Origin of the sequence: Sphingobium sp. B11D3B (genome assembly GCF_025961735.1) — a bacterium.
Lineage (GTDB): Bacteria > Pseudomonadota > Alphaproteobacteria > Sphingomonadales > Sphingomonadaceae > Sphingobium.
The window spans coordinates 3,436,434-3,451,395 of record NZ_JAOQOF010000001.1 but is presented as its reverse complement, the minus strand read 5'-3'; the positions used below and the strand labels follow the sequence as shown (position 1 = coordinate 3,451,395).

Below are 14,962 nucleotides of genomic sequence, written 5' to 3'. Positions count from 1 at the left end.
TGGCGGGGCATCCACATTGAAGGCATGGCCCCGCGCGCGCACATGACCTCATCCCTGCCGCCCCTCATCACCGAATGGTTCGACCGGCGGGGTTGGTCCGTCCGTCGCTATCAGCAGGCGATGCTGGAGGCAGCGCAAGCGGGGCGCCATGCTCTGCTCGTCGCGCCCACAGGAGCCGGCAAAACGCTCGCCGGCTTCCTGCCCACGCTGGCCGACCTCGCGGAGGCGCCGACAGAAGGCCTGCACAGCCTCTATATCTCCCCGCTCAAGGCGCTGGCCGTGGATGTGCAGCGTAATTTGCTCACCCCCGTCAGTGAGATGGGCCTGCCCATCCGCATCGAGACGCGCAGTGGCGATACGCCGTCCGATCGCAAGGCCCGGCAGCGGGCCAGACCGCCCCACATCCTGCTCACGACGCCCGAATCGCTCTCCCTGCTGCTGACCTACCCCGATGCGGACCTGATCTTCGCGTCCCTTAAAACCGTCATCATCGATGAGATCCATGCCTTCGCGAGCGGCAAGCGCGGCGATCTGCTCGCCCTGTCCCTCGCCCGCCTGCAGAGCATCGCCCCCGAACTTCGCCGCGTCGGCCTGTCGGCAACCGTGGGCGACCCCGATGCCTATCGCCGGTGGCTGGCGCCGGCCGGCGCGCAGGAAGAAGTAGCGCTGGTCGAAGGCGAGCCGGGCGCCGCGCCGGACCTCACTATTCTCATGCCACAGGACCGCGTGCCCTGGTCCGGCCACAGCGGCAAATATGCGGCGGGGCAGGTGATCGACATCATCCGCCAGCACCGCATGACGCTGGTGTTCTGCAACACGCGCGGTCTCGCCGAACTCATCTTTCAGGAATTGTGGGCGGAGAATGAGGATACGCTGCCCATCGGCATACACCATGGCAGCCTCTCCCGCGAGGCGCGCCGCAAGGTGGAGGCCGCGATGGCGGCCGGCAAGCTGCGCGGCCTTGTCGCCACCGCTAGCCTCGATCTGGGCATCGATTGGGGCGATATCGACTGCGTGATCCAGATGGGCGCGCCGAAGGGCAGCTCGCGCCTGCTCCAGCGCATCGGCCGCGCCAATCACCGGATGGATGAGCCGAGCAAGGCGATCGTCATCCCCGGCAACCGCTTCGAATATCTCGAAGCGCAGGCTGCCTGGGACGCCGTGATGAGCGGCGAGCGCGATGCCGACGATTTCCGCCCCGGCGCGCGCGATGTACTGGCGCAGCACATCATGGGGCTGGCCTGCGCCGGCCCGCTCGATCCTGCGGCGTTACTGGCCGAAATCCGCACCGCCACGCCTTATGATTGGCTGGACGCGGCCCAGCTTGAGGACATTCTCCAGTTCGTCTCCACCGGTGGCTATGCGCTGCGCGCTTATGACCGGTTCCAGCGCCTTGTCCGCACGCCCGAAGGCCTCTGGCGCATTGCCCATCCTCGCCTTGCCCAGCAGCATCGGCTCAACGCCGGCATCATCGTCGACCAGCCGGCGCTCGACGTGCGCTTCAGCAACGGCCGCAAGCTCGGCACGGTGGAGGAGAGCTTTGCCGCGACGCTCAGCCCGGGCGATCGCTTCTTCTTCTCCGGCCTCTCGCTGGAGCTGGTCCGCCAGACCGAGGCCGAGTTGTTCGTCAAGGCGACATCGCAGCAGGCCCGCATTCCCAGCTGGGGCGGCACGCGCATGGCGATGTCGACGCATCTGGCCGGCCGCGTGCGCGCTTTCCTGGCCGACCCGACGCAATGGAACCGCTTCCCGCCCGATGTTCATGAATGGCTGGCGATGCAGGCGGTCCGCTCCGTCCTGCCGCAGCCCGAGCAGTTGCTGGTCGAGACCTTCCCGCATGAGGGGCTGCACCACATGGTGGTCTACAGTTTCGAGGGGTGGAACGCGCACCAGTCACTGGGCATGCTGCTCACCCGCCGCATGGAAGAGCGTGGCCTCAAGCCCGTCGGCTTCGTCTCCAACGATTATGCGCTGGCCGTCTATGGCCTGCAGCCCGTTACCGACCCCCGCCCGCTGTTTTCCGCCGACATTCTCGACCGCGAGTTCATCGCCTGGGTCGAGGAAAGCAGCCTGCTCAAGCGCGCCTTTCGCGACGTGGCGGTGATCTCCGGCCTCATCGAACGCCAGCAACCCGGCGCGCGCAAGACCGGACGGCAGGTGAGCTTCTCGACCGACCTCATCTATGACGTGCTGCGCCGCTATGAGCCGGAGCATCTGCTCCTCAAGGCCGCCTGGGCCGATGCCCGCGCGCGCATGACTGACGTGGGGCGCCTTGGTGAGCTGATCGACCGGGCCAGCGCCACCATGCTGCACAAGCCGCTCGACCGGGTGAGCCCGCTGGCCGTGCCGGTGCTGATCATGATCGGGCGCGAGCATGTGGCCGGCCCCCAGACCGACGACAGCCTGCTCGCGGAGGCCGAATCGCTCGCCCGCATTGCCATGACGCCCGACGCGCCGCCCAGCTAGCGTCGCCCGCGCCCGATCCTTTTGGCGGGACCGCAAAACCGTGATAAGCTGCCCGTCTTGGGAGACCTTGGGGATGGTTTTCGGCTCGACGCTTCGGCTGACCCTGGCAAAGGCTGTAATCACGGCCGCTGCGGCTTTGACCGGGCCGTTCGGCATCGCCAGTCAGATCCCGAGCGCGAGCGACCATTTCGTCATCGCGCCGCGTGGTCCTGAGATACCGGTCGATCCCAGCACCTTCGACCTCAACGAACCGGTCATGCCTATCGGCGGCGATCCGGGACTGCGCATGACCATGCCGGTGCGGATCGGCGAGCGTGGCCCTTATCCGTTCATGATCGACACCGGCTCCCAGCGCACCATCATCGCCACGGAACTGGCCACGCGGCTGATGCTGCCGCCGCTCCGGCCGGTCGAGATCATCAGTATGGCCGGGCGCGTCACGGTCTCATCCGTTCAATTGAGCGATCTGCGCTTTGGCGATCATGCGGTCAGTTCGCTCGCCGCGCTCACCATCGCTCGCGCGGACATGGGGAGCCTGGGGATCATCGGGCTGGATAGCCTCGCGGACAAGCGCCTCATCCTCGACTTCAACCAGCGCCGTATGGAAATCAGCCGTAGCCGCCGCTCATCCGCCGTGCGTGACGAGAAGGACGCCATCGTGGTGCGCGCGCGCAGCCGCTATGGCCAGCTGATCCTGATGAACTCGCGGGTGGACGGTCGTAAGGTAGACGTGATTCTGGACACCGGCGCCGAGCAGAGCGTCGGCAATATGGCGCTGTTCCGCAGCCTCAAGGCCAAGCGGCTGGTGGTGCCGCCAACGCCCACTGTGCTGACCAGCGTCACCGGTGTCGATGTGCCGGCCCAGTTCGCCGTCGTCCGCCAACTCACCATCGGCGACGCGACGCTCGACAATGTGCCCATGCTGTTCCTGGATGCCGCGCCCTTTACCGAGCTTGGTCTGGGCGAGCGGCCCGCCATGCTGCTCGGCATGGGAATGCTGCGCCTGTTCGACCGGATCGCGATCGATTTCGGCCAGCGGCATGTCGATTTCCACCTCGCCGGCGGCGATGCCCGGCAGCGTGGCAGGCTAGACTTCGCCGATACCGGTGCAGCGGACGCAAGCGGGCGCTGAGCCGCCCTCATCGGCGCCTCCGACAAGCGGTTGCCCGCAGGCCGGGCACAGCGCGGCCGGGACGACCCGCTCGCCATGGGTGATCCCGACGCGCTCATCGAACAGGAAGCAGGCGCCGTCCCACAGGCTGGCGGCCTCCTCCACTTCCGCGAGATAGGCAAGGATGCCGCCCTTGAGGTGATAGACCTCCTCGAAACCCTGCGCGCGGGCATAAGCCGTCGACTTCTCGCAGCGTATGCCGCCGGTGCAATACATGGCGATCCGGGGCTTGCGGCCTTCCGCGCGCCACTGCGCCGCCTGCGCATCGAACCAGTCCGGGAAGTCGCCGAAGCTCGCCGTCATGGGATCGACGGCGCCGGCGAACCGCCCCAGCGCCACCTCATAATCATTGCGGGTGTCGATGAGGATCGTCTCCGGATCGCTGATCAGCGCGTTCCACTGCGCCGGCGGCACATGCGTGCCCGCGCCCTGCGCCGCATCGACACCGGGCCGGCCCATGGTCACGATCTCGGGCTTCACCTTCACTTTCCAGCGCGCGAACGGATGCCGCTCCGTGCTGTGCAGGCGCGGCGCCAGCGGCGCGAAGCCCGGCTCGGCGCGCAGGCGCGCGAACAGGCGCTCCACCGCATCGGCCGACCCCGCGATAGTGCCGTTCATGCCCTCCTGCGCGAGGATGATGGAGCCGGAGAGACTCAGCGTCGCGCCCAGTGCGCGCAGGTCGGTCGCCAGCGCCTCCGGGTGGGGCAAGGGCGCGAAGCGGTAGAAGGCGGCGACGGTCAGCAGGGATGCGGGTTCGTGCGACATGGGCGCGCGCCTACACCAGCCGAGCGGGGAGAGCCAGAGCCTGCGGGCCATCGCAAAAGTTCCACTTTTGTTCAACTCCCCGATTGCGCCCTGTGCGCGGCGGCGGCATAGCAGAGCCATGAGGTCGTCCCCGCTCATCGATCATCCCATGTCGCGCGCGGCAGGCTGTGGCCCGTCCTTCAGCTTTGCCGGCCAAAGCTGGCAGGCTTTGCCGCAGGGCGCCCTGTTTTGGCAGGAGCGGGCCGCGCTGATCGTTGCCGATCTTCATTTCGAGAAGGCCAGTGCCTTCGCCCGGCGCGGCCAGATGCTGCCGCCTTATGACAGCCGCGCCACGCTGGATGCGCTGACGGCGGTGATCGCCCTCACCCAGCCGCGGGAGATCTGGTGCCTGGGGGACAGCTTCCACGATGGCGGCGCGCACGAGCGGATGAGCGGCGAGACGCGCGCGCGGATCGCGCAGCTGACGGCCACCTATCGCTGGACCTGGATCACCGGCAATCACGATCCCCTCGGCGCCTCGGGCGTTGATTCGCCCCTGGGGGGTGAAAATCGGGCAGAAGCGCTCGTCGATGGCGTCATATTGCGCCATGAAGCCATGCCCGGAGAGGTGCGACCGGAAATTTCCGGACATTTTCATCCCAAGTTGCGGATGAGCCTGCGCGGGCGACATATCTCGCGGCGCTGCTTCGTGAAGGGCGGCAGCAAGATTATCGTACCCGCCTTCGGGGCGTTCACCGGCGGCCTTGACGCAGCGTCACCGGCAATCGCCTCTCTTGTCGGCCGGAACAGCGAAGCGCTTATCGCGCTGGAGGATCGGCTGCTGCGTTTCGCTCTTTGGCGATAAGCGGCCTCCGCCGACTGTAACCCTTATGCAACAAACCGATGAATCCCGGAAATGAGGGAGTTGCGCCCCATGGCTATTGGCATATGCTCTCGAATAACCGGCACAAATGCCGGACCGGACAAACGTGCAGGAGAGCGAATGATGCCCAAGCCATCCCTCATTGCGTCTGCCAGTGTTGCCGCACTGCTATGCGCCCTTGCGACCCCCGCCTTTGCTCAGGACGCCAGCGATGCTGCGGCGCAGAGCGGCGATGAAGGGAATATGGGCGAAATCATCGTCACCGCCACGCGGCGCGCCAGCCCGCTGTCGGATGTGCCGATCGCCGTCTCAGCCGTGACCGCCCAATCGCTGCAGAACAGCGGCGCGAACGACATTCGCCAGCTCAACCAGCTTGCGCCCTCGCTGCTCGTCTCCTCCACCGGATCGGAAGCCAATGGCGCCGCGCGCATCCGTGGTGTCGGCACGGTGGGCGACAATCCGGGTCTGGAAAGCTCCGTCGCGGTGTTCATCGACGGCGTGTATCGCTCCCGCACGGGCGCGGGCTTGACCGATCTCGGCGAGATCGAGCGGGTGGAAGTGCTGCGCGGCCCGCAAGGCACGCTGTTCGGGCGCAATGCCTCGGCCGGTCTGCTCAACATCGTCAGCAAGGCGCCGGAATTCCAGTGGGGCGGCAGCGCGGAAGCCAGCTTCGGCAATTATGAAGCTTGGCGGCTCGCCGGCCGGATCACCGGCCCGCTCAGTGAGACCATCGCCGCCAGCATCGACGGCGTCTATTCGCGGCGCGACGGGTTCCTGAACATCGTGGATGCCTCGGGCGCCAAGATCGGCGACACCAATGACCGCAACCGCTATTTCCTGCGCGGGCAGCTGCTCTTCGAGCCCTCGGATGCGCTCTCCGTCCGCCTGATCGGCGACTACACCAACCGCGACGAAAGCTGCTGCGGCGCCGTCTATATCGATACCGGCGAGGAAGTGGGCAGCTCGCCCACCAATTATACGCAGAACGCCAGCAACCGCATCGTCACGATCCTGAGCGCGCTCGGCACGCGCTTCCCCAATGGCCCCACGCCCTATGCCCAGAACCCCTATCAGCGGAACATCAGCATCACGCCGGGCCGGGACTATGTGAGCAAGCTGGAGGATTGGGGTCTCTCGGGCGAGATCAATTATGATTTCGGCAATGCCAAGCTGACCAGCATCACTGCCTATCGCGACTACAAGTCATCCGACTATGGCGATTATGATTATTCCACCGCCGACCTGCTCTATCGTGACCCAGGCACCTTCCGCCAGTTCCGCACCTTCACGCAGGAATTGCGCCTGCAGGGCTCGGCGCTGGGCGGCATGCTCGACTGGCTGGTGGGCGGCTATTACGCCAATGAGAAACTGACCCTGCGCGACAATATCCGCTTCGGTGCTGATTATGGCCGCTTCGCTGCCTGCCGCCTGATGGCCGGCACCGGCGCCGCCAGCAACCTCTCACCCGCCCAGCTGAGCCTGTGCGCTGCGCCGATTGACGGCAACGCGCTCACGCCGGACGTGGGCAACCTGATCAGCGCGACGCAAGCCAGTCTGAATGCTGGCCTTTATGCCTCCATCTACGCCCGGGCGATCAGCCAGGGTGCCTCGCCGACGGTGGCCAATGCGACCGCGACAGCGCAGGCGGGCGCGATTTCGGGCGGCCTCGGCACCGGCCTCACCGCGCTGGCGACCATCCCCAACGGCGCTGGCGATACCGACAGCCGCTATTATCAGCGCAGCGAGAACTGGGCGCTGTTCACCCACAACATCATCCACCTGACCGATGCGCTCGATCTGACCCTGGGCGTGCGCTACACGCGCGAGACCAAGCGCTTCTCGGGCGATCTCAACAATAACAACGCGACCTGCGCCGCGTTACAGGCCTCCGCCCTGCCGGGCATCGCGACCAATCCGGCGCTCGGCTCGGCCGCGCAGCTGGCCGGCGGCATCCTGACGCTCGGCTGCTTGGGCAATGCCAGCACCGGCCTCAACACGCTCGACCTGCAGGACCGGCAGACCGAGGGCAAATTCTCCGGAACTGCCGTTCTCTCCTACAAGGTCGGCGGCGGCCTGATGGTCTATGGCGGCTATTCGCGCGGCTATAAGGCGGGCGGCTACAATCTGGACCGGTTCGAGTTGGGCAATACCGGGGTCGGCACCGGCATCGCGCCGATCACTTACTTCTCGCCACGCAGCAATGCCGATGCGGCGAGCCTCGCCTTCGGCGCGGAGACGGTGGACGCTTACGAGATCGGCCTCAAATATGCGCGCCGCGAATGGGGCTTCAACCTCGCCGCCTTCCGGCAGGCGTTCAGCAACTTCCAGCTCAACACCTTCAACGGCACCAGCTTCGTCGTCCAGAACATCAATGGCTGCGATGGCGCCAAGGCCGCGAACGGCACCTGCGCCGAGACCAAGCCCGGCCTCATCAGCCAGGGCGTCGAGATCGAGGCCTATGTCCAGCCGGTCCGCTCCCTGCGGGCCACGGCGGGCGTGACCTATACCCGCGCCAAGTTTGCCGACCAGCTTGTCGGCAATGCGGATGGCTCGGTGCCGCTCGATCCTGCGTTGTTCCTGCTCGAAGGGCAGGATAACAGCAACGCGCCGCGCTGGGTGGCGACCAGCAGCATTGCCTGGACACCGGAGCTGGGCGGCGGCTTCAGCGGCCTCGTCTATGTCGATAACCGGATCACCGGCGACTATAACACCGGCTCGGACCTCTATCCGGAAAAGGCGCAGGATGGCTACATCGTCACCAATGCCCGCATCGGCCTGCGCGGTCCCGGACAGGCCTGGGCCATCGAGCTGTGGGCGCAGAACCTGTTCGACAGCGATTATAGCCAGGTCGCTTTCAACAGCCCGCTGCAAAGCTCCAGCCCCAATCACCAGTCGCGCGCCCAACTGGGTCGGTTCGGCGCCATGTCAAACCAGCTCTTCTCGGCCTATCTCGCCGAGCCGCGCACTTATGGCATCACGGTGCGCAGCCGCTTCTGAGCGGGCATAGCCGGAACGACGGAAGGGCGCGGTGCGAGCCGCGCCCTTCGATGTTTTTCACAGATCAAGAACGCGGTCGCTCAGGCGGTATAGCGATGCAGGCTACGCCCTTCAGCGCGCAGCCAGGCGCGGGCCGCATCCGGACAGACCGGCGAAATCGCCCGCACCAGCGCATGGAATTCGGGGCCGTGGTGCATATGCTCGAGATGCGCCACCTCGTGCGCCACGGTGGCCAGCCGCACATGGGCGGGCGCCAGAATCAGCCGCCAGCTGTAGCGGATGTTGCCGTCCACCGAGCAACTGCCCCAACGCGCGCGGGGATCGCCGATCGCCACCTGCCGCAACGGCAGGCCGTGCCGCGTGGCGAGTGCCTGCGTTTCGGTCGTCAGTGCCGTTCGCGCCTGCGCCTTGAGCCAGCGCAGCGCTCGTGCGCCGGCCAGATCGGCAGGTCCGCCCACCAGTAGCTCGCCCTGCTCGGCCAGCACCTGCCGGGTACGCGCGCCGGTCGCAACGATGCGCAGCGGCCTGCCTTCAAAGGGCACGAGCGCGCCATCGGCCAGCGTGACAAGCCCGCCATTGCGGCCCCGCTGCCCCTCGATCCACGCCCCTTGCGCCCGGACCCAGTCCAAGGCGCGCGGCAGGGACGCACGCGGGGGAATGGTCAGCAGGGCACGGTCGCCCAACTCATCGAACCGCAGCTTCATCCGCCGCGCCCGCCCATGGCGCATCACGACGACAGACAGCGCCGCCCCGTCCGCCAGCGTGAGCCTGTGCTCAGAGCGCGCGGTCGACAATGTGATTTTCCAGATCGCCCGCGATCGTCTCGGAGATCGTCCAGCCGCGAATGCTCTGGCCGGCACGATGCACCGCCTCGCGATCCCCGCAGATCAGATAATGCCAGTCCGGCAGGGGCTCGTCATGGGCACGCAGGCGATAGGCGCAGGTCTGCGGGAGCCATTCGATCTCCTGCAGATTGGCCCGGCTCAGCCGCAGGCAATCAGGCACGAACGCGCGGCGCTGGCGGTAATTGCTGCACTGGGCGGTGTTCCGATCCAGCAGTCGGCAGGCGACATTGGTCGGGTAGATGCGCCCGGTGTCGGCATCCTCCACCTTGTGCAGGCAGCATTTGCCGCAACCATCGCACAGCGCCTCCCACTGCGCGCGGTCAAGCGTTTCGAGAGGCTGCTCCCAGAAGCTCATCGGACATAGTGGACGAGGAAATCGTGCACGCCCTTGGCCACCGTCTCATCCGCGGAAGCCAGTTCCTCGACCGGCACAAGCGCGATGGGCTTGCCATCCGGCCCGAACAGGAACGGCGTGCGGGTGTGGTTGACAAGATAATCCTGCTTGGCGGCCTGATCGCCCTCCTTGCTGGCGACTACCACGAAGTCCGTCTTCACCTTCTCGATCTGCTCGGGCGTGCCCGTGAGGCCGATGAGCCGGGGATGGAAATGCGCGACATAGCCTTTCACCACATCGACGGTGTCACGCTCGGGATCGACGGTGATGAAGATCGGCTGGATCTTGGCCGCAACCTCGGGATGGTCCTTCTCCAGCATCCGGTAGCCGAGCATGATTCGGTTGAGATCGAGCGGACACACATCCGGGCAGAAGGTGTAGCCGAAATAGACGAGGCGATATTTACCCTGGAAATCCGCCCAGCGCACGCTCTTGCCGTTCTGGTCGGTCAGCGTGAAATCGCCGCCGATCCGGGCGCCGACGAGATTGCCCTCGGCAGGAAGCGACTCACTGCCGCCGGCCTGGTTGCCGCCGCTCTGGCCCTGGCAGGCGGCCAGCGCCAAGCCGATGGAAAGCGCGAGAATTTTTTTGCAGGCTTTATTCATGACAGGGCCAGCCATGCCCTGCTATTGGAGCCAAGGCAACTGCTTGAGACGAACGCAAGGCGAAGGGGGCACAGGGTGAAGATCGAACGGCGCAGGGGAATGTTGGTCCGCATGGGCAGCCCACTGGCGCTCGCGCTGGCGCCGCTGATCGGCGCGGTGACGGCACAGCCCGCCATGGCGCAATTCTCCGACAGCTACCGCTTCCTCGAGGCGGTGCGCAAAGGCGATACCCCCAAGATTGCCGAAGTGCTCGAAACTCCTGGCGTCACTCCGATCAACACCAAGGATCGCACCAGCGGCGAGACCGCATTGCTGATCGTGGTCGGCCAGCGCAGCGTGATGATGACCAATTATCTGCTCTCCAAGGGCGCGCGCGCAGACCTGACCGACAATAACGGCCGCACGCCCCTGATGCTCGCCGTGGAACGCCGCTTCGTAGAAGGCGCACAGCTGCTGCTCGCCCACAAGGCCGATCCCAACCAGACCAACAGCAGCGGCGAAACCCCGCTGATCCGCGCGGTGCAGATGCGCGATATGGAGATGGTGCGGCTGCTCGTCACCAACGGCGCCGACCCGCTGCGCCGCGATCGCCTAGCCGGCATGTCGGCGCTCGATTACGCAAAGGCCGGCGCGCCGATGAGCGGCCTGATCGATCTGCTCAACAGCGCGGAAAAGCCCAAGGTCAGCGGCGCCGTGCAGGGTCCGCGCCTCTAGGCCACCCCTGACGCTCACAGGCCAGGCTGCTTGGTCCGGCCCGCATGGCAAGCGGGACCGGGTCGACAGGCCATTGGGATATTACGCCATATTGGATGCTTCACCGCACGGCTTTGGCCGCGCGACGCGGCCGCGCGCATCCCGTCCGCAGATCAAGTGTTATTGCATCCATTTCGGATCGGCGGGACCTTCCGCCCAAGTCCAGATTTGTTACTTGATGGTTAACGGAACGATAATTTGAGCAGCATCCGTCATGCTCCAAATCATGACGGAACTGTTCCAGATTAGTATGATCATCAACGGGGGACGAAATCGATGAACTGGTCTGTATTCGACGAATATGGCTGCCGAAAATATTTGAACCAATCCGAAATGAGCTGCTTCCTCGATAGTGCAAAGACTGCCCCGCCTTCCGTCCATGCCTTCTGCCGCTTGCTCGCCGAAACCGGGTGCCGCATTTCGGAGGCGCTCTGCCTGACCTTAGGGCGGATCGACCCCGCCGCCTGTGTCGTCATCTTCGAAAGCCTCAAGAAACGGAAGAGAGGCATTTTCCGCCGCGTGCCGATCTCACCGGGGCTGGTGCGCCTGCTCACCGATATTGCCGGCAGTGATCGCGCCGCCCCCCTCTGGCGCTGGTCCCGCACCACCGCCTGGCGCCACGTCCACGAGCATATGGACCGGACGCATATCAAAGGCCCGCAAGCCTGCCCGCGCGGCTTGCGACATGGTTTTGCCGTCGCCGCGCTAGGAGCCGGCGCGCCGCTCAATCTCGTGCAGTCATGGCTCGGCCACGCCAATATCGAAACCACGAGCATCTATGCCGTGGCGGTCGGCCCCGAGGAGCGTGAGATCGTCGAGCGAATCTGGAGCCGCATCCGCGCCGGCGACCTGGCACCGCGCCGCGTCCCATCCTCCAACCACCGCAATGCCGGATCGCCAGCAGCCCGGCGCAATGCCAGCCCGGCGGCATCCGAGCATTATTTCTTCTGAACACCACAATCTTAGCCCCTCCTCTTCAGAGGAGGGGTTGGGGTGGTGCGGCAACCGCCCCGTCGCACCCCCGCGCGATGCATGTCCCCTCAGGACGGACTCTTGATCCGTCCCAGGCTCGTCTCCTCAAGGGCAAGGCGGGAGATGACGTCCTTGATCAGCGCCGCACAATCGGCCGGTACGCAATAGCCGCGCCGATAGAAGGAGACGATCGGGTCCGGCATATTCTTGTTGCGAAACGCCTTGCGCAGCTCGGACACGAACACCTTGATCGAGCTTTCTGCAAATCCCAGGCTCGCCCGCAGTTCATGCGGCGCGTGGAACACATCCGGATTGGCCATCAGCCACATGAGCAGGCGCACAGCGCTGGGGCTGCGCAGATTCATATGCGCCTGCAGCATCCGCAGGATTTGCGTGTCGCCCTGCCGCGCGGAACGGCGGGCATCGCCTTCTCCCGTCCGGCTGTCGATCAGGTCGGTCGCAGAGGCGTGCTCCATCTTCTCGATGGCTTCCGCCAGCGCGCGCGACCAGATCAGCCGCGCATAGGCCGATTCCATCGTCCCCAGCCGCCGCACCATCAGCGCGATTCCGGCGGCCGATCGCGGTACGGCGGCCCCTACGCTCTCGAAGTCACTATCGAATATGGTCATAACCCTGCCCCCAGCATGAAGCGCGAGGCCGCTCCATTCGTCTCCCCGGTTTCCAACTCTTCGCGGGTCATGCCCCCCCGGCCGCGAAGTCGGTCCACATACGGCGATAAGCGTCTTCCAGCTCGCGCGTGTATCGATCGATGTCGCCGGCCGGCGATGCGGCGAAGCGCGTGCGCAGGCTGCGCTTTTCCTCCAGCAGCGCGGCGCGGTCCGAGGCAAGGCGGACGGCGATCTCCACGAACGCATCCTCGTCCTGCGCCACCCATTCGGGCCGGCCGATGGCGCTCATCAGCCCCGCGCCCATGCGCTGCACGAAGCTCTCGCCCGCCAGCGTGATGACGGGCGTGCCCATCCACAGCGCCTGACAACTCGTCGTGCCGCCATTATAAGGGAAGCAATCGAGCGCGATGTCGATGTCGGCATATTCGGCCATCATCTCATCGAGGCTCGATGGGCCGCGAAACTCCAGCCGGTCGGCGGCAACACCCGCGTCCACGAACAGATCGCCGAAGCGGTTCACCGCCACCGAATCCAGGAAGCTCGGCCCCTTGAGCACCAGCCGCGATCCCGGCGTGGCGACGATCGCCTTGGCCCAGAGGCGGATGGTATAGGGGGTGAGCTTGGAGACGTTGTTGAACGACCCGAAGGTGAGCCGGCGCTCGAGATGCGTCTTGCCATAATCGGGGAACGGAAACTCCCGCTCGGGCGCATAGCAGAACACAAAGCCCGGCACATGCTCGAGCCGCTCGGTGTAGAGATGGGCATGGTAGGCGGGCGAAGTCACCGGATCGCTGATCAGCCAGTCCATGTTCGGAATGCCGGTGGTCGAGGGATAGCCCAGGAACATCGCCTGCACCGGTGCCGCCCGGCGGCCGAACAGCGGCGCCCGATTGCGCCCGGTGTGGCCGATCAGGTCGATCAGCACGTCGATGCCGTCGTCCTCGATCATCTGCGCGAGGCGCGTATTGCTGATGCTCGCGGCATCGCGCCAGCGATCGACATGGCCGCGCGCCTGGCGGGTCATGTCGTCGGTCAGGGGGCTCAGCGAATAGACGGTGATCTCGAACGCCTCGCGATCATGCCGCGCCAGCACCGGCCGCATGAACAGGCTGACCGGATGCTCGCCATGCATGTCGCCCGTCACATAACCCACCCGGAGGCGGCGACTGCGCTTCCCGGCATCGGCAGCGCCGGCCCCGGTCGAGCGATCATTGGCAAACGAGGTCGCCACCCGCGCACCCTCGGCCAGCGGCGCGAACAATGCCTGATGGAAGTCGCGGGTCTCCTCCGCCGTCATCGTCTCGCTGTAGAGCGCCGCCATCGCCGCCGAGCCACGGAACGGCGATTCCGGCCCTTCCTCCTCGCCCAGCTCGGTATAGATATCGCGCGCGGTGTCGACATCGCCGCGCTTGCCGGCAATCGAGCCGCGCATCGCCCGCAGGTCAGGCGCGTCATCACCGGCCAGCTCATCCACCTTGGCGAAACAGGCCTCGGCCTCCTCGGTGCGCATCCCTTCGATGAACACCTTGCCCAGATTGAAGTGACCCCGCCAGTTGTCCGGATCCTTCTCGATCCGCGCGCGGAGCACCGCATCGCACCGGTCGAACTGGTTGTGCTTCATCAGCGTGCCGGCAAATCTGATCTCATCGTCTTCGTCGAGGTCCGTCGCCTCCAGCTGAGCGAACAGCGGCTCGGCCTGCTCGGTGGCGCCCATCTGCATGAGCGCATCGGCCAGATCGATCCGCGCGGCGTGGAACGCCGGATCGGCGGTCAGCGCATGGCGGAAGCCCTCGACCGCGCGGTGCCATTCGCCCCGCTCTGCCCGGCCGAGCCCCATGCGGTGGTGGATATCGGCATGATCGTCCGGCCCCGCGCAATCCAGCGCCTTGAGCCAGGCCAGCACCGCCTCATCCTCCCGCCCGACCTGTTCGAGCGCACGGGCGACGCTCAGATGCGCGCCATAGCGCGAGGGCGCTGCCTCGGCGGCCCGGCGATAGAAGTCGAGTGCTTCCTCCAGCGTGCCATGGTGGCGGCAGACATTGCCCGCCTCCAGCCATGCCGTGAAGTTGTTGGGGTCGCGGCGCAGCACATCGCTGAACAGTCGCCGCGCCTCCTCATATTCGCCCTGCCGCACGGCGCAGCGGGCCAGCTGAATGGTCGCCGGCACGATGGCCGGGCCATCCTCCTTCTCCAGCGCGAGCGCCTGCTCGAAGGCGGCCTGCGCCTTCTCCCACTTGCTCTTGTCGTAGAGCACATTGCCATAGTTGAACCACACGGCCGCCGGTGCCTCCGGGCTCTCGATCGCCCGGCCATATTGCACCAGCGCCTCATCGTCCCGGCCAAGCTTGCGCAGCACCTGGCCGTGATTGCCGAGCAGCACAGGATCGTCCGGCTGCTCGGCAAGCAGTTGTTCGTACAGCCCGGCCGCGGTGGCCCAGTCGCCGCGCGACTGGGCCTTGACCGCCTGCTCCGGATCGGGTCGCTGGCCCTGGAACATGGACCG

Annotated in this window: 12 protein-coding genes; 6 read left to right on the top strand and 6 right to left on the bottom strand. The window is 66.1% G+C overall.

Features of this window, described 5'->3' with window-relative positions:
- Positions 1 to 42: 42 nt before the first annotated feature.
- A complete protein-coding gene (locus tag M2333_RS15935; RefSeq protein ID WP_264612408.1) occupies positions 43 to 2,466 on the top strand; it encodes a ligase-associated DNA damage response DEXH box helicase in 2,424 nt (807 codons plus the stop codon).
- A 73-nt stretch (positions 2,467 to 2,539) separates the two neighbouring features.
- On the top strand, positions 2,540 to 3,598 hold the full coding sequence (locus M2333_RS15930; RefSeq protein ID WP_264612407.1) for a retroviral-like aspartic protease family protein: 1,059 nt from the start codon (positions 2,540 to 2,542) through the stop codon (positions 3,596 to 3,598).
- On the opposite strand, the gene M2333_RS15925 is transcribed toward M2333_RS15930, so the two are convergent.
- On the bottom strand, positions 3,554 to 4,402 hold the full coding sequence (locus tag M2333_RS15925) for a rhodanese-related sulfurtransferase (RefSeq protein WP_264612406.1): 849 nt from the start codon (positions 4,400 to 4,402) through the stop codon (positions 3,554 to 3,556). The two genes, M2333_RS15930 and M2333_RS15925, sit on opposite strands and share 45 nt — an antisense overlap.
- Positions 4,403 to 4,520: 118 nt before the next feature.
- Here M2333_RS15925 and pdeM point away from each other — a divergent pair, with 118 nt between their 5' ends.
- Together pdeM and M2333_RS15915 are read left to right on the top strand one after the other, a co-directional pair.
- Positions 4,521 to 5,246 (top strand): ligase-associated DNA damage response endonuclease PdeM, encoded by a 726-nt coding sequence (gene pdeM, locus M2333_RS15920; protein WP_413716509.1) that lies wholly within the window; start codon positions 4,521 to 4,523, stop codon positions 5,244 to 5,246.
- A 138-nt stretch (positions 5,247 to 5,384) separates the two neighbouring features.
- A complete protein-coding gene (locus tag M2333_RS15915; RefSeq protein WP_264612405.1) occupies positions 5,385 to 8,261 on the top strand; it encodes a TonB-dependent receptor in 2,877 nt (958 codons plus the stop codon).
- An 80-nt stretch (positions 8,262 to 8,341) separates the two neighbouring features.
- Here M2333_RS15915 and M2333_RS15910 read toward each other — a convergent pair whose 3' ends face one another.
- From M2333_RS15910 to M2333_RS15900, 3 genes are read right to left on the bottom strand one after another with little or no spacing between them, the layout of a single operon-like run.
- Positions 8,342 to 9,055: a M48 family metallopeptidase gene (locus M2333_RS15910; RefSeq protein ID WP_264612404.1), complete on the bottom strand. Its 714-nt coding sequence runs from the start codon at positions 9,053 to 9,055 to the stop codon at positions 8,342 to 8,344.
- Positions 9,036 to 9,461, bottom strand: a complete 426-nt coding sequence (locus M2333_RS15905) for a YcgN family cysteine cluster protein (RefSeq protein ID WP_264579843.1) — start codon at positions 9,459 to 9,461, stop codon at positions 9,036 to 9,038. The genes M2333_RS15910 and M2333_RS15905 overlap by 20 nt, the downstream gene beginning before the upstream one ends.
- Positions 9,458 to 10,105 (bottom strand): SCO family protein, encoded by a 648-nt coding sequence (locus tag M2333_RS15900; protein WP_413715150.1) that lies wholly within the window; start codon positions 10,103 to 10,105, stop codon positions 9,458 to 9,460. The genes M2333_RS15905 and M2333_RS15900 overlap by 4 nt, the downstream gene beginning before the upstream one ends.
- A gap of 111 nt (positions 10,106 to 10,216) precedes the next feature.
- Here M2333_RS15900 and M2333_RS15895 point away from each other — a divergent pair, with 111 nt between their 5' ends.
- Positions 10,217 to 10,819: an ankyrin repeat domain-containing protein gene (locus tag M2333_RS15895; protein WP_264612403.1), complete on the top strand. Its 603-nt coding sequence runs from the start codon at positions 10,217 to 10,219 to the stop codon at positions 10,817 to 10,819.
- Positions 10,820 to 11,134: 315 nt separating this feature from the next.
- The gene (locus M2333_RS15890) at positions 11,135 to 11,809 is read left to right on the top strand and encodes a tyrosine-type recombinase/integrase (protein WP_264612402.1); all 675 of its coding nucleotides are present in this window, start codon (positions 11,135 to 11,137) and stop codon (positions 11,807 to 11,809) included.
- Between the two features lie 89 nt (positions 11,810 to 11,898).
- Here M2333_RS15890 and M2333_RS15885 read toward each other — a convergent pair whose 3' ends face one another.
- Positions 11,899 to 12,459: a helix-turn-helix domain-containing protein gene (locus M2333_RS15885; protein WP_264612401.1), complete on the bottom strand. Its 561-nt coding sequence runs from the start codon at positions 12,457 to 12,459 to the stop codon at positions 11,899 to 11,901.
- 67 nt (positions 12,460 to 12,526) lie between these two features.
- The gene (locus M2333_RS15880; RefSeq protein ID WP_264612400.1) at positions 12,527 to 14,956 is read right to left on the bottom strand and encodes a tetratricopeptide repeat protein; all 2,430 of its coding nucleotides are present in this window, start codon (positions 14,954 to 14,956) and stop codon (positions 12,527 to 12,529) included.
- Positions 14,957 to 14,962 lie beyond the last annotated feature (6 nt).

Bases quoted from the DNA above. Each gene is read 5' to 3' on its own strand.
- M2333_RS15905 (WP_264579843.1), bottom strand. From the start codon at position 9,461: ATGAGCTTCTGGGAGCAGCCTCTCGAAACGCTTGACCGCGCGCAGTGG.
- M2333_RS15885 (WP_264612401.1), bottom strand. From the start codon at position 12,459: ATGACCATATTCGATAGTGACTTCGAGAGCGTAGGGGCCGCCGTACCG.
- pdeM (WP_413716509.1), top strand. From the start codon at position 4,521: ATGAGGTCGTCCCCGCTCATCGATCATCCCATGTCGCGCGCGGCAGGC.
- M2333_RS15935 (WP_264612408.1), top strand. From the start codon at position 43: ATGACCTCATCCCTGCCGCCCCTCATCACCGAATGGTTCGACCGGCGG.
- M2333_RS15925 (WP_264612406.1), bottom strand. From the start codon at position 4,402: ATGTCGCACGAACCCGCATCCCTGCTGACCGTCGCCGCCTTCTACCGC.
- M2333_RS15915 (WP_264612405.1), top strand. From the start codon at position 5,385: ATGATGCCCAAGCCATCCCTCATTGCGTCTGCCAGTGTTGCCGCACTG.
- M2333_RS15900 (WP_413715150.1), bottom strand. From the start codon at position 10,105: ATGAATAAAGCCTGCAAAAAAATTCTCGCGCTTTCCATCGGCTTGGCG.
- M2333_RS15930 (WP_264612407.1), top strand. From the start codon at position 2,540: ATGGTTTTCGGCTCGACGCTTCGGCTGACCCTGGCAAAGGCTGTAATC.
- M2333_RS15880 (WP_264612400.1), bottom strand. From the start codon at position 14,956: ATGTTCCAGGGCCAGCGACCCGATCCGGAGCAGGCGGTCAAGGCCCAG.
- M2333_RS15890 (WP_264612402.1), top strand. From the start codon at position 11,135: ATGAACTGGTCTGTATTCGACGAATATGGCTGCCGAAAATATTTGAAC.
- M2333_RS15895 (WP_264612403.1), top strand. From the start codon at position 10,217: ATGGGCAGCCCACTGGCGCTCGCGCTGGCGCCGCTGATCGGCGCGGTG.